This window comes from Mesorhizobium sp. M1A.F.Ca.IN.022.06.1.1, assembly GCF_003952605.1.
GTDB lineage: Bacteria > Pseudomonadota > Alphaproteobacteria > Rhizobiales > Rhizobiaceae > Mesorhizobium.
In genome coordinates this window covers 153869-167370 of sequence record NZ_CP034455.1, presented here as the reverse complement: position 1 = coordinate 167370, position 13502 = coordinate 153869, and the positions used below count along the sequence as shown (strand labels likewise).

Here is a 13502-nt window from a genome sequence, read left to right as displayed (position 1 = left end):
TTGGCAAATCCGGAAAAGGCAGGTGCTCGTACGCTTGCCGGGCAATGCTTCTGCAGCCTCGTCCGCTACGAGGTGACCGATGAATTCGCCTACGCGGTGAATTGCCATTGCTCGAACTGCCGCCGTACTACAGGGTCGGCTTTCAAGCCCATTGCCGGCATCGCGCGCGACAAGTTTCATCTCACCGCGGGCGACGACAGGCTGCTGATCTATGGCGATGCCGGCGGCCACGATGCGCATTGCGGGCAGTGCGGCTCCTTGCTCTACTCCTTGGTGCGGGAGGGTGCCTACGTCCATGTTGCCATGGGGACCCTGACAGGCGATCCGAGCATTCGCCCAAGTGCACATATCTTCGTCGGTTCCAGGCGCCATGGTTCACGATTACGGACGACCTGCCGCAATATCGTGAACATGTCACCGGCTGACGGTCGGAACTTCCGTCGGCAGAATTTCGTTCTTAGGCACCCCTGGTCGCAGGCTTGTCGTAGTTATTGTTAACCAAGTCGGCGCACCCTTTTCTGCGGCCGCTGCTGAACCCCGGTGCGATTCCGAGGGCACGCCCAGTTCTTGCGCCGGCCAAGGAATCAGCCCAGCATTCGGGCTGGGTATAGAAGCATGTATGGCCGGACGCGGCATATCTGCGACTGACGATCCGGCCACTGGGAAGACACGTTCCGGGAACGGGCAAGCGACAAAACGCTTGATGCTCGAAAGGAACGCTTCGATGTCTGCTGCCAAGTCAAGATCGGCCCGAGCCGTTCGCCCGGCCGGCCGGCTCCTGTTGTCCCTGTTCGCCACCTTCGGGACCATGATGCTGACCGCTACTGCCGTCGCGCACGACGCCAAACCTACGGCGGTGCTTCCGCAAGCCTGGAGCTATCCCTTTGCCTGCTGCGCCAACTACGACTGCAAGGAGGTGCCACAGACATCGATCGGCGAGCGGCCGGAAGGCTATGTGATAAAAGGCACGGGCGAGGTGGTCGCCTACAGCGACAAGCGGGTCAAGGATTCGCCTGATGGCGAATATCACTGGTGCGCGCACCAGGCCGGATTGGACGCCGGCAAGACCATCTGCCTGTTCGTGCCGCCGCCCTCTTACTAGGATTGCCGCGGCCAGGCAGTGCCGAAAGCAATGTGAGCCTCTCGACCGGGCGCTACCGCGCCTGTTGACGGACGGTTGTCAGGACGACTTCTTTATGTTGCCTTGCTGCCACAGAAGTTCCGCGGCGTCTTCCGCACGGAACTGTGCGGGCAGGCGGACAAGGGAGAGATCCATGATGATCAAGGGAAGCTGCCACTGCAAGGCCACGACTTTCGAAGTCTCCGAGGCGCCGCAGACGGTGACGCAATGCACCTGCTCATTCTGCTCCAAGCGCGGGTCGCTCTGGGCCTATTACGTCCCGTCGCAATTCAAGCTCACCAGCCCACCTAAGAACGTCTCCTTCTACCGCTGGGGCTCGAAAACCATAAAGCATGGTTTCTGCTCGACCTGCGGCTGCGGCACCTTCACCGAAACGCCGGACTGGTCGACGGGCCAGCCCGACTTCGACAACCCGAGGATCAGCGTCAACTCTCGCCTGTTCGACGACTTCGACCTGGACAGGGTCGAAGTGGTGGTGATCGACGGCAAGAACCTCTGGTAGCTTTGCCGTTCCGCTTTTTGCCGCAATTCATGGTACAACGCGTGCGGAAGGGCTGATTTGGCGCGGCTGCAACGGCCGCGATTTGGAGAGGGACAATCTTATGAAGAAGACCGTGCTCGTCGCCGTGGCGACGGCTGTGCTCGTGAGCGCCTGCACCACCACCGATCCGTATACCGGCGACCAGAAGATCTCCAACACCGCGGCCGGCGCCGGCCTCGGCGCGTTGGCGGGTGCCAGCCTTGGTCTGCTGGCCGGCGGCAACGACCGCCGCAACGCGCTAATCGGTGCGGGCATCGGCGCCCTTGCCGGCGGCGCGATCGGCGCGACGATGGACCAGAACGAGGCCGAGCTTCGCCGTCAGCTGCAGGGCACCGGCGTCAGCGTCACCCGCAGCGGCGACCAGATCATTCTCAACATGCCGTCCGACATCACCTTCAACGTCGACCAGGACGCGGTGAAGCCGGGCTTCTATCCGGTGCTGAACTCGGTGGCGCTGGTGCTGAACAAGTTCCGCCAGACGACCGTCGACGTCTTCGGCCACACCGACTCGACCGGCGGCGACGAGCACAATTTCGACCTGTCGCAGCGCCGTGCGCTGGCCGTCGCCAACTACCTGTCGGGCCAGGGCGTCGATTCCCGCCGCTTCGCCGTCACCGGCTTCGGCAAGACACGTCCGGTTGCTTCCAACGCGACAGCTGCCGGTCGCGCCCAGAACCGTCGCGTCGAGATCCAGCTGTCGCCGCTGACCTGATAGAAGCTGCTGCCAGGAGAACTACTCTACTATGCAAAACGGCCCCGCGAGGGCCGTTTTGTTTTTGACCTCGAGATGGGAAAAGGCATCGGGGCCTTAGCTAGTTCTAATTGATGCCTTTCCATCGCCTTGGAAAGGACTAGCATCGACGCTGTCCAGCGGGGACGAGGCGGTACAACCGGCCGCGCAATCAGCATTTTTCCGCCTCGGTCTTGCACGGCCAGTTCAAGAATCTGGGAGGAATGCATGACAAGAACGACTCGCCTTGGGCGCTGCGGCGTCCTCGTTTTAACTGGGCTCTTGGGCGCATGGGTTGGAGCCGACACGGCCCGAGCCGAAGACGCCAACAAGGCCGACATCGAAGCTCTGAAAAAATCGCTGGCCAAATATGAGGACTACACGGCCGCCGTTCGCGACCTCTATCTGTCGACCGTCGGCTGCGTCTATTACTCGGGCGAGAAGATTCCGGGCACGATGGAATATCCGAAGGGCGCCATGGGCATCCATTTCGTCAACGTTCCGAGCGTCGGCCAGAAGCTCGACCCGATGAAGCCCAACGTGCTCATTTACGAACCGACCAAGAAAGGCTTGAAGCTGGTCGCCGTAGAATGGCTGGTGCCCTTGACGCCGGATGTCAAGGAACCACCGAGCCTATTCGGCCAGAAATTCATGGGTCCGATGGAGGGGCATTATCCGCTCATCCCGAAGGAGTTCGTCCATTACGATCTTCACGCCTGGCTGTTCAGGGACAATCCGAACGGCATGTTCAGCCCGACGAATCCGAAGGTGAAATGCAGCGACGCCGAGTTTCCGATGCTGGAGAAGCCGACCAAGATGATGCCCGGCCCGATGTAAGCGGCAGCAGGACAATCCCGGCAAAGCGCTTGTATCCTTCAAGCGAAGCGGCAGTAGAGGAACGGCCCCATTCGGGGCCGCCTCGTTGTTGCCGACGCGGTATTGAGGTCAGACCTTCGCGACGATGCGCATGAAGGCGGGCACGTCATCGCCGAAGCCGACGGTCGCGTCGTCCTCTTCATGGCGGTGGCGGCCAGGGCGGCTGTGGTCGCGCTGAGGACGGGAAGCCCCGCGCTGCTCGTTGCGGTTGTCGAAACCCTTGCGGTCGTTCTCGGAACGGATCGCATCCTTGCGGGCGCGGCGCTCGGCAATATCGGCAATCTCGGCCACCGGCTGCTCTTCGCGTGGTGTCTCCGGCGTCTCGTCGTCGCTGTGCCTGGCGTGGCGGTCCGCGCTTTTCTTGCGCTCGCCACGGCTCTTGCGGTCCTCGTCCTTGCGACCGGCGCGCCGCGGCGCGCCGCGGCCACGGCGAGGCGCTTCTTCGCCTTCGCTCTCGGCGACCGTTGACAGGTCGCCGTCATGCCATTCGATCTTGGCGCCAATCAGCTTTTCGATGGCGTCGACATATTTGGTGTCGGAGCGCGTCGCGATGGTGAAGGATTTTCCGGAGCGGCCGGCCCGGCCGGTGCGCCCGATACGGTGGACATAATCCTCTGCATGGATCGGCACGTCGTAGTTGAAGACGTGGCTGACGTCTGGAATATCGAGGCCGCGGGCGGCGACGTCCGAGGCGACGAGGTAACGCAGCTTGCCATCGCGGAAATTGGCAAGCATCTGCATGCGGGCGCGCTGATCCATGTCGCCATGCAGCGCGCCGGCGTCGAAATCATGCTTCAGCAGCGAGCGGAAAAGCTCCGACACTTCGACCTTGCGGTTGCAGAAGATGATGGCGTTCTTCAGATCGGACTCTTCGGCCCGCATGAGATTGCGAAGCGTCTCGCGCTTGTCCCACGGCTTGGAGCCTGACTTCACCAGGCGCTGCGTGATGCTGGTCGCGGTGGAAGCGGCTCTGGATACCTCGACGCGCACCGGCGCATGCAGGAATTTCTCGGTGAGCTTGGTGATTTCCGGCGGCATGGTCGCCGAGAAGAACAAGGTCTGGCGCGTGAACGGGATCATCTCGCAGATGCGCTCGATATCCGGGATGAAGCCCATATCGAGCATACGGTCGGCCTCGTCGATGACGAGGATCTCGACGCCGTTGAGCAAGAGCTTGCCGCGCTCGCGGTGGTCGAGCAGCCGGCCGGGCGTGGCGATCAGCACATCGGCGCCGCGCTCCAGCTTCTTGTCCTGCTCCTCGAAGGAGACGCCGCCGATCAGCAGCGCGATGTTGAGCTTGTGGTTCTTGCCGTATTTGACGAAGTTTTCCTCAACCTGGGCGGCGAGCTCACGTGTCGGCTCGAGGATCAGCGTGCGCGGCATGCGGGCACGCGCACGGCCCTTTTCCAGCCGGGTCAGCATCGGCAGCACGAAGGAAGCGGTCTTGCCGGTGCCTGTCTGCGCAATGCCCAACACATCCTTCCCGAGCAGCGCATGCGGAATGGCGCCGGACTGGATCGGGGTAGGCTTGGTGTAGCCGGCATCGGTGACTGCGGAGAGGACCTTCGGCGACAGGCCGAGGTCTGTGAACGTCAACGCTTCTTGAGCGGTCTGAGTGTCTGCGGACAAGTTGTGGCTGTCTTTGGCTGGTTCGGGAAAAATCGCAACACGCGTTGCGGCGGGCGCCGCGCGCCTGCAAGATCGGGTTGCAGTTAGGCGCAAGTCCGCGATTTGTCAACAGAAACGGCCGGGAATCCGGCGGATTGTGAACACGTAACCTTAATTGCGATGCTTAATCGGGGTTATTGTCTTCTACCGGCTCAATAGCGGAATTGCTCGGCAAGAATACGCTCGTTCCATGAATGATTGGGATCGAACAGCAACGTCGCCGTCGCGGTCGGCGATTCCCGCACCGTGACAGAGGCGATCGCTTTGACCTCGGTGTGGTCGGCGGCTGCGTTCACCGGGCGCTTTTCCGACTCCAATATGTCGAAGCGCACGATCGCTCTGTTGGAGAGCAGCGCGCCGCGCCAGCGCCGAGGCCGGAAGGGGCTCACCGGCGTTAGCGCCAAAAGCGGCGCGTCGAGCGGTAGGATCGGCCCGTGCGCCGACAGATTGTAGGCTGTCGAACCAGCGGGTGTCGCGATCATGACGCCGTCGCAGTTCAATTCCTCCAGCCGCACCTGCTCGTCGACGGTGATGCGTATTTTCGCGGTCTGATAGGATTGGCGCCAAAGCGCCACTTCGTTGATCGCCAGCGCCGAGATCGTTTCGCCCTCGTGAGTCACCGCCTGCATTTCCAGTGGGCGGATCGTCTCGGATACCGCTTTCGAAATGCGTTCATCGAGACCGCCGGCGCGATATTCGTTCATCAGGAAGCCGATGGTGCCACGGTTCATCCCGTAGACCTTCTTGCCCGTGCTCATCGTGTCGCGCAGCGTCTGCAGCAGGAAGCCGTCACCGCCGAGCGCGATGATGATCTCCGCCTCGGCGACAGGTATTTGCCCATAGCGCGCCGACAAGGTTTCCAGCGCCGCGCGGGCGTCGTCGGTGTCGGAAGAGACGAAGGCGAAACGGCTGGTTTCTTTGCTCATGGATCCCGAACGGCGACCGCTACCGCCTGCCGGTCGCGCAGGCGACGGCGTAGCATGCGCCGACCGCATCTGCAAAGGGCGGTGCGCCCCGCCATGCGGATAGGCGTTGGCGCTCGCGCTTCGTGACAGCCATGCAACGAATGTGATGGCTGTAATGGTTAAGACCAGGCTTAAACACTCGTAAAGCCGGATCGATCATGTTAGCCGGCAGTGGATGGGTTGGCGGGGGCTGGCCAGTCGAGAGACCTGTCTATTGCCGGTGACGCGTCTGATCATAGTCTTCCTGATGATGGGAAGTTTCGCCCTCATGTTCGCCGAGCTTGTGCGCCACTCGGAGGAGATGAGCCAGCGGCCGCATCCGACGGCCTCCCGCTGCGGCGACGCCGCCGGGATGCCCTGTCCGCAAAGGGCGCTTTAAAGCGCTAGCGGTTCTGCAGCAGGTGACAGCCCGCCTGCCGCTTCTGCGCGAGATACTCGTCGATCACCTGGCGGTAGCGCACCTTGCCGAAGCTCGGGAAATGGCCGCCATGCACGACCGAGACGTCGAGGTCGCGCATGGCAAGCAGCGTCTCGACATAGTCGCCGATATCGGAGTGGTAGACGCCGTCGATCAGCGGCCCGTCATAGACGATGTCGCCGGACAAGAGGATGCGGGTCTTTCGCTCGTAGAGCGCGATGCCGCCGGGTGAGTGGCCAGGCGTGTGGATGACCTCGAAGGCACGATCGCCGAGATCGACAACGTCGCCCTGCTCAAGCAGCCGGTTGGCCGGCGCAGGCGGGATGCGGTAGCTGGCCGTATCCCATCCGTCGGGCATGCCGTCGAACATCTCGTCTGTCGCGTAGCGGTCGGCGACGGTCCACTCGTTGCGCGGATCCGCGAGGATTTTGGCTTCAGCCGAATGCACGCAGCGATCCGGAAATTCGTGGTGGCAGCCGATGTGGTCGAAATGCGTGTGGCTGGCGACGCAGACAAGCTTGCGTTCGGTGACCAGCGGCACATGGCGCCGCAGGCTGACATGGCCGAGGCCGGTATCGAACAAAAGATCGCGGTCGCGGCCGCGCACATGCCAGATGTTGCAGCGGAAGAACGGCTTTATCCATGGCTCATGGATGAGCGTGACGTCGTCGCCCATGCGGATGGCCTCGTACCAGTCCGGAGCCTCGATGACCGGAAGCATGCTCATTGGATCAGTCCGCCAGCAGGATGATGTCTTGAGCATTGCATGAAACCGCGACCGTGTCGCCGGCCTGGACGGTCGCGGGAGCTGGTGCCTTGGCGATGAACTGCAATGTAGGATCCTGCGCCGAGGTGGCGAGCACCCGCTTGAAGCTCCCTTGGAAAACGACGTCGCTCACTTTGGCGGTGCCGAGCGCGACGTCGCCTTTCGCTCCCGCAAGGATGAGGTGCTCGGGCCGGATGGCAAGCGCCACAGCCGCGCCAGCCGGCGCAGTGCCGGGCAGCGAGATCGGCCCGAGCCTGGTCGCGACTTCGACGCGTCCATCCTGCGTTTCGCCGGCTTTGCCTGCGAGAATCGTGCTTTCGCCCATGAAGGTCGCCGAGAAGCGAGTCTTCGGCCGCGCATAGACCCGCTCGGGCGCGCCTTCGTCCTCGATGCGCCCATCATTCATCACCACGCAATGGTCGGCCAGCGCCATCGCTTCTTCCTGGTCGTGCGTGACATGGACGAAAGCGGTGCCGACCCGCTTCTGGATCGCTTTCAACTCGTCCTGCATCTGCCGGCGCAGCTTAAGATCCAGCGCGCCGAGCGGCTCGTCGAGCAACAGCACCGCCGGCTCGATGACCAGCGCGCGCGCCAGCGCGACGCGCTGGCGCTGGCCACCGGAGAGCTGGTGCGGCTTCTTGTCGGAGGAGTCTGCAAGCCCGACGAGGGCGAGCGCTTCGCGTGCCTTTGCCGTCCGCGTCGCGCCATCGACGCCCTGCATGCGCAGCCCGAAGCCGACATTCTTACCGACGCTCATATGCGGGAACAGCGCGTAGTCCTGGAAGACGGTCGTCGTCGGGCGCTTGGCCGGCGGCACGGCGGTGCAATCCGCGCCGCGAATGAACACCTCGCCTTCGCTGGGGGTGACGAAGCCGCCAAGGATCGAAAGCAGCGTCGTCTTGCCGGAGCCGGACGGGCCGAGGAGGATCGTGTAGCTGCCGGGCTCGATCGCGAGCGAGACGTTCTTCAAAACGGCGAGGAGGCCGAAACGATGCGAGACGTTGCGGATGTCGACCAATGGGGCGCTCATGCCGGCTTTCTCCGCAGCAGGGTCAATTCGAACAGCACCACGAGCACAATCGAGACCGCAAAGACCAGCGAGCCGACGGCATTGGTCTTGGGATTGAGGCCGGAGCGCAAGAGGTTCCAGATCTCGACCGGGAGCGTCGTCTCGAATCGAGTGAGCAGGAAGGAGATGACGAACTCGTCCCAGGAGAAGGTCATCGACAGGAAGAAGCCGGCGAAGATCGCCGGCGCCATGACCGGCACGGTGATCATCAGCAGCACCTTCCATTCGGGAGCGCCGAGGTCGCGCGCGGCGCGCTCGATGTTGATCTGGTGGTCGCCCATCTGGCTGTAGATGATGGCGAAGCAGAGCGGCAGGTTGATCACCACATGACCGATGCCGGCGGCGATGAGCGATTTCGGCACGCCGGCCCAGTTGAACAGCACCAGCAGCCCCATGCCGATGATCAGATAGCTGACGGTGAGCGGCAGCGTGATCAGCCCGCGCAGCAGGGCCGAGCCCGGCAGCACGAAGCGCGCGAAACCCCAGGCGGAAAGGAAGCCGAGCGTGACGGATGCGAGCGAGGACAGCACCGCCACCAGCAGCGAATTGACCAGCGCGGAGGTGAGGCGTGCATCGGACAGCACCGCCTGGTACCAGCGCAGCGACGGGCCGGTGAAAGGCGGGATGGGGAAAGAGGTCGCCTGCAGCGAGAACAGTATCAGCACGACCACCGGCAGGAAGATGAAGCCGTAGACGGCGATCGCGTAGAGCCAGGCAGCGAGGCGGACGGCAGCACGCATGGTCAAGCCCGCTCGATCTTCAGCCAGCGGGCGCAGGCGAGATAGGCGACGGTGACGACGGCCATCAGGATGATCGAAAGCGCCGAGGCCAGCGGAAAATCGCCGCGCCGGCCGATCTGCATCATGACCAGTTGCGGCATGAGCAGCTCGTTGTTGCCGCCGAGGATCTGCGGCGTGATGTAGTCGCCGATGCAGAGTACGAAGGTGAGGAAAGCCCCGATCATGATACCGGGCAGGGTCAGCGGCAGCACGACATGCAGGAAGGTCCGCACCGGCCCGGCACCGAGGTCGGCGGCCGCCTTGCGATAGCTCGGGCTGAGTTGTTTCAGATTGGCGAAGATGGTGAGCGTCAGCAGCATGACGAAGAAGTGGACGAAGCCGGTGACGGTAGCGAACCGAGTGTTCGCAAGCTGCAGCGGCTCCGCGACCAAGCCGATGCCGGTGAGCGCCCGATTGATGACGCCGTTCTGCGCCAGCACGAGCAGCCAGGAATAGGAGCGCACGACGTAAGACGTCCAGAACGGCAGCACGGCGAGCATCAGTGCCAATCGCTGCCAGCGCTCCGGTACTTGTTCGGCGAGGATCCAGGCGAATGGGTAGGCGAGCACGATCGAAATCACGGTGACGATTGCGGTCACCTGCAGCGAGTTCACCATCGCCCGCCAGTAGGATGGATCGGTGAAGAACTGGCTGTAATTGGCCAAAGTGAAGCCGCCGCCTTCATGCGCCGTCAGGCTCGACAATCCCATGGCAACGAAGGGCAGCACGAAGAACAGAAGCGTCCAAGCCAACGCCGGCGTGACCAGCGCCCAGGGCAGGGCACGCGGGCTACCTCCGGAACCGCTCATCGGCCGATTACTGTGCCTGCAGCATTTCGGTCCACATGTCCTGCATCTTCTTGTCGAGATCGGCGTTCGGCGCCGGATAGGCCTGGGCGCGGGCGAGAAAGCCGGGCTGCTCGTCGAAGCGCAGGATCTTCTTCTGCTCGTCGGTGAGCGCTGCCTTCTTGTTGGACGGCATGCCCCAGTAGCAGGAGGAGGTGGCAAGGCGCGCCTGGCCTTCCGGGCTCAGGATGTACTGAATGAATTTTAGCGCCATGTCCTTGTTCTTGGATTCCTTGAACATGGCAAGCGATTGCGACCACAGCACCGCGCCTTCCTTGGGGATCGAGAAGTCGAGCGCCGGGTTTTCCTTGGCGAGCCCCGCAGTTACCCACTCGCCGCCGCCGACAAGGACGTCCACCTCGCCGGTCGCAAGCGCGGTCTGGCTGGCGGTGACTTCCCCGACCAGCTTGGCGTTGGCCTTCATCTTGAGCAGCTCGGCCTTGAGAGCGGGCAGGTCTGCCTCGGTGAGGTCGGCTGTCTTCTTGCCGATCGCCAGAGCCGCCATGCCGATGACCGGCAGGTAATAGTCGTAGATCGCGATCTTGCCCTTGTATTTGTCGCTGGTCAGCGAAGCCAGCGACTGCATGTCGGCCGGATCGACCTTGGTCTTGTTGAAGCCGATCGTGTTGTAGCCGAACTTTTCGGTGATGCCGTAGCGCTTGCCGTCGACCACGGTGGACTTGTCCATTTTCACTTCCGGAAAGAGGTCGGCGAAAGGCAGCTTGTTCTCCGGCAGCGGCTCGAACAGGCCTTTCTCGACACCGCGCGGCACGTCGATGGAATCGATCACCATCACGTCCCAATCGCCCGGCTGCGATTGATCGACGATCGCAAGTCCTGCGCCTGTGCCCTCGAATTCCTTGACGTTGACCTTGACGTTGTTGGCCTCCTCGAAGGGCTGCAGCAGCGCCGGATCGGAGTGGTCGCACCAGATCAGCGCGTTGAGATCGGCGGCCTGAGCGCCACTCGTAGCGAGCAGCGCCACAGCAGCGCAGGCGGCTCCGAGACGGGACTTGAGGCTGGAAAGCGGATTCCGGACATTGACGGTCATCGAGTGTTCTCCCTGCCTTGCTGGCTTGTTGAGGAAAAGTTGAACCAATTCTAAAATTGAGTCAATTATGATTTTATGGCAGAGAGGCCGATATGAGCGGATTGCGCGCACGGCAGAAGGCGGATAGGCACCGCCGCATCATCGATGCGGCGACGGAGCTTTTTCGTGAGGCCGGCTATGAAGGCGCCAAGATCGAGGCCATAGCTGCGCAGGCAGAGGTCTCGATCGGTACGATCTACAATTACTACCAGAATAAGGGTGACATCCTCGGCGCCATCGTCGCTATGGAGGTCAACGAGGTGCTGAATGCCGGGCAAGGCGTGGTCGGCAGCCCGCCGGCCGATGTCGGCGACGCGCTCGACAGGCTGATCGGCATCTATATCGAGCACTCGCTGAATTACCTGAGCAAGGAGATGTGGCGGCAGGCGATGGCAATCTCGACCCAATTGCCCGACAGCCCTTTCGGCCAGGCCTATACCGCGCTCGACCGCGCCTTGACCGAACAGATCCGGGCGCTGATCGCCCGCCTGCAGGAGATCGGCCTGGTTCGGTCAGACATCGATGGCCCGGCGGTGGGCGAGTTGATCTTCAACAACATGAACATGATGTTCATCGAGTTCGTGAAGCGCGACGAGGCGAAAATCCCGGAGCTGCGCGCGGCGATAAGGCGGCAGAACCGGATCTTGGTGGCTGCGATCGGCGTATAGAAGATCAAGAGCGAGCAGGTAGAGGGCTTTCAGCAAAGCGTCGCGGCCGAACGTACTCACTGACGGTTGATCAGCCACAGAATGGTCGAGAGAACCACACTGATCAGAATTCCCGTGGTGATGGGAACGTAGAGCCTGAAATTCTCGCGCTCGATCACGATATCACCGGGCAACCTGCCGATGCCGATCCTGGTCACCCATGGCCACAGCAGGCCAGCGGCAACTATGCTGAGGCCAATGACGATCAGAGTTCGCGACATGGCAGCACCTGCCGGAAATAGCGCATTGCCAGAATATAGTGATGCTCGAAAGCTGGCAGAGCGAAGGATGGTGCCCCCGGCAGGGATCGAACCCGCGACCTTCGGTTTACAAAACCGCTGCTCTACCAGCTGAGCTACAAGGGCACGGCGCTCCGGTAGCACATTTCGTGCGCCAGTAAAGACAAAACTCCGTTTTGGGTTGCTAATGGACCGCTTGGCTTAGTCGGCATGCTGAAAAGCGGCGCGCCGCTTCCTACATCTCTGTCGGGTGCAATCGCGTCGAACGGGGTGTCGCATGATCAGATTCGTCATCATCCTGCCGCTCATCGTCGTGACCTGGCTTCTCCTGATGAAGGCCGTCAGCGATCTGAAGAAGGCCAACATCGACTGGACGGGCGTCACCACGATCATCGGCTTCATCGTGCTCGCCTTCTGGCTGCGGCACGTCACGGGAATAGGGTGAGGGGAGTGAATGGTGAATGGTGAAAGGCGGCGTTTTCTGGACCATTCGCTATTCACCATCCACTATTTACCCAATCCATCGTACCTTTTGCCGCCGCTCCGCCACAACTGATCGCCAGAGGCGAATGGTCGCCTCGATCAAGGATAGGGGCAGTTCCGAAAGATTTGAGCCGCTTCCGGCCACTCAAAAAAATCAGAAAAAAACTTCGAACCTTTTCCGCGCTGCAACGACAGATGATCAAGAGGCGGATGGATCGCCTCGGTCAGGAAACCAAGGAGATCATCATGTTCAAGCGCACGCTCGTTTCGACCCTTATCGCCACCTCTGTTGCCGCCGGCACGCTGGCCGGCACCGTCCAGCCTTCGGCCGCTCACGACCATCATCACCGCCGCGAGCTCGGCATCGGCATCGCCGCCGGCGTTGGCGGCTTCGTCCTGGGCAACCTGCTCGCTCAGCAGCCGCGGACGGTCTATGTCGAGGATGGCTACCACGGTTCCTGGCATGTTCGCCGCTGCATGGCCCGCTATGCCAGCTACGATCCGGGCTCGAACACCTACATCGGCTACGACGGCTATCCGCATTATTGCCGCCTCTGAGAGCAGTTCCAGGAAAAGCGCATAGCGGTTTTCCGTCCGGAATTGCGTAAAACAAGAGGAGAGCCACCGTCTCGGCAACCGGAAAGGGGGCTTCGCGGCCCCTTTTTCGTTTGGTGCTACGAAGTCTTGGCCTCGATCGCCAATCCCGCGCTGCGGCAAGCGCCGGCAACGGCAAGCCCGGCATTAGACGTTTCACCGCTCATCGCGACAAGTTCGAAGCTGTTTCCGGCATCCGGGTTGACCTTGGCAATGAAGGCTTTGCCGTCGCTGGAGCCGCCGGCCGAGCGCTTGTCGTCGACAAAGCCGCAAACCACGATCTCATGGCGGCCGTTCAACGTCCGCTCACCGGCAAGCATCGTCCCGAACTTCGCCGAGACTGGATCCTTCAAGTACTGGCGGACGCCGGCGGTAATGATCTCCTCGAGGGCGAGCGAGATCGGTATGGAATCGACGCGCTGCCCGTTCGAGTCCGGCACCGGTGTCGTGGCAGCGCATCCGCAAAGTGAAGCGGCGAGCAAGAGTTGAACCGTTTTCCGCATCCACGCCCTTTCGCATGCATTCGAACGCCGCGGCAAGACGGCAGGGCCCATGCAGCCGAGGGTGTACAGCGATACGTTTAGTCTGGCC

16 protein-coding genes, 1 tRNA gene and 1 pseudogene are annotated in these 13502 nt (G+C 62.2%); 8 read left to right on the top strand and 10 right to left on the bottom strand.

Translation table 11 applies throughout. From position 1 onward, the window contains the following. The 5 genes and pseudogenes from EJ078_RS00895 to EJ078_RS00875 all read left to right on the top strand — a co-directional run bounded on the left by EJ078_RS00895 (position 1) and on the right by EJ078_RS00875 (position 3249). Positions 1-425, top strand: a pseudogene (locus EJ078_RS00895) (GFA family protein). 299 nt (positions 426-724) lie between these two features. Further along, positions 725-1102, top strand: coding sequence for a hypothetical protein (locus EJ078_RS00890; protein ID WP_095801362.1), 378 nt, complete (start codon positions 725-727; stop codon positions 1100-1102). 172 nt (positions 1103-1274) lie between these two features. After that, positions 1275-1643: a GFA family protein gene (locus tag EJ078_RS00885; protein WP_095801315.1), complete on the top strand. Its 369-nt coding sequence runs from the start codon at positions 1275-1277 to the stop codon at positions 1641-1643. 100 nt (positions 1644-1743) lie between these two features. Next, the gene (locus tag EJ078_RS00880) at positions 1744-2394 is read left to right on the top strand and encodes an OmpA family protein (RefSeq protein WP_095783284.1); all 651 of its coding nucleotides are present in this window, start codon (positions 1744-1746) and stop codon (positions 2392-2394) included. Positions 2395-2640: 246 nt separating this feature from the next. Further along, on the top strand, positions 2641-3249 hold the full coding sequence (locus tag EJ078_RS00875; RefSeq protein ID WP_067321556.1) for a hypothetical protein: 609 nt from the start codon (positions 2641-2643) through the stop codon (positions 3247-3249). Between the two features lie 108 nt (positions 3250-3357). Here the strand turns inward: EJ078_RS00875 and EJ078_RS00870 are convergent, their stop codons facing one another. From EJ078_RS00870 to EJ078_RS00840, 7 genes are all read right to left on the bottom strand, one after another. Continuing rightward, the gene (locus tag EJ078_RS00870) at positions 3358-4917 is read right to left on the bottom strand and encodes a DEAD/DEAH box helicase (protein WP_164750574.1); all 1560 of its coding nucleotides are present in this window, start codon (positions 4915-4917) and stop codon (positions 3358-3360) included. 191 nt (positions 4918-5108) lie between these two features. After that, entirely contained in the window at positions 5109-5882 is a 774-nt protein-coding gene (locus EJ078_RS00865) for an NAD kinase (protein WP_095801318.1), read from the bottom strand. 422 nt (positions 5883-6304) lie between these two features. Next, positions 6305-7066: an MBL fold metallo-hydrolase gene (locus EJ078_RS00860; protein WP_127217311.1), complete on the bottom strand. Its 762-nt coding sequence runs from the start codon at positions 7064-7066 to the stop codon at positions 6305-6307. A 4-nt stretch (positions 7067-7070) separates the two neighbouring features. Beyond that, positions 7071-8135 (bottom strand): ABC transporter ATP-binding protein, encoded by a 1065-nt coding sequence (locus EJ078_RS00855; protein WP_127217312.1) that lies wholly within the window; start codon positions 8133-8135, stop codon positions 7071-7073. Next, a complete protein-coding gene (locus tag EJ078_RS00850; RefSeq protein WP_095783289.1) occupies positions 8132-8914 on the bottom strand; it encodes an ABC transporter permease in 783 nt (260 codons plus the stop codon). The genes EJ078_RS00855 and EJ078_RS00850 overlap by 4 nt, the downstream gene beginning before the upstream one ends. A 2-nt stretch (positions 8915-8916) precedes the next feature. After that, complete coding sequence (locus tag EJ078_RS00845; protein WP_208721046.1) at positions 8917-9762, bottom strand: ABC transporter permease; 846 nt, start codon at positions 9760-9762, stop codon at positions 8917-8919. Positions 9763-9769: 7 nt separating this feature from the next. Then, positions 9770-10849, bottom strand: coding sequence for a spermidine/putrescine ABC transporter substrate-binding protein (locus tag EJ078_RS00840; protein WP_127217497.1), 1080 nt, complete (start codon positions 10847-10849; stop codon positions 9770-9772). A gap of 92 nt (positions 10850-10941) precedes the next feature. Here EJ078_RS00840 and EJ078_RS00835 point away from each other — a divergent pair, with 92 nt between their 5' ends. Then, on the top strand, positions 10942-11556 hold the full coding sequence (locus EJ078_RS00835) for a TetR/AcrR family transcriptional regulator (protein ID WP_066989542.1): 615 nt from the start codon (positions 10942-10944) through the stop codon (positions 11554-11556). Between the two features lie 56 nt (positions 11557-11612). On the opposite strand, the gene EJ078_RS00830 is transcribed toward EJ078_RS00835, so the two are convergent. Then, positions 11613-11816 (bottom strand): DUF2905 domain-containing protein, encoded by a 204-nt coding sequence (locus EJ078_RS00830; RefSeq protein WP_127217505.1) that lies wholly within the window; start codon positions 11814-11816, stop codon positions 11613-11615. A gap of 68 nt (positions 11817-11884) precedes the next feature. Continuing rightward, positions 11885-11960: transfer RNA gene (locus EJ078_RS00825), tRNA-Thr, on the bottom strand. Between the two features lie 151 nt (positions 11961-12111). Here EJ078_RS00825 and EJ078_RS00820 point away from each other — a divergent pair. Together EJ078_RS00820 and EJ078_RS00815 are read left to right on the top strand one after the other, a co-directional pair. Next, positions 12112-12279 (top strand): hypothetical protein, encoded by a 168-nt coding sequence (locus EJ078_RS00820; protein ID WP_127217504.1) that lies wholly within the window; start codon positions 12112-12114, stop codon positions 12277-12279. Positions 12280-12512: 233 nt separating this feature from the next. Next, entirely contained in the window at positions 12513-12875 is a 363-nt protein-coding gene (locus tag EJ078_RS00815; RefSeq protein ID WP_245457353.1) for a BA14K family protein, read from the top strand. A gap of 116 nt (positions 12876-12991) precedes the next feature. Here the strand turns inward: EJ078_RS00815 and EJ078_RS00810 are convergent, their stop codons facing one another. Then, on the bottom strand, positions 12992-13414 hold the full coding sequence (locus EJ078_RS00810) for a hypothetical protein (protein ID WP_127217555.1): 423 nt from the start codon (positions 13412-13414) through the stop codon (positions 12992-12994). Positions 13415-13502: the final 88 nt, after the last annotated feature.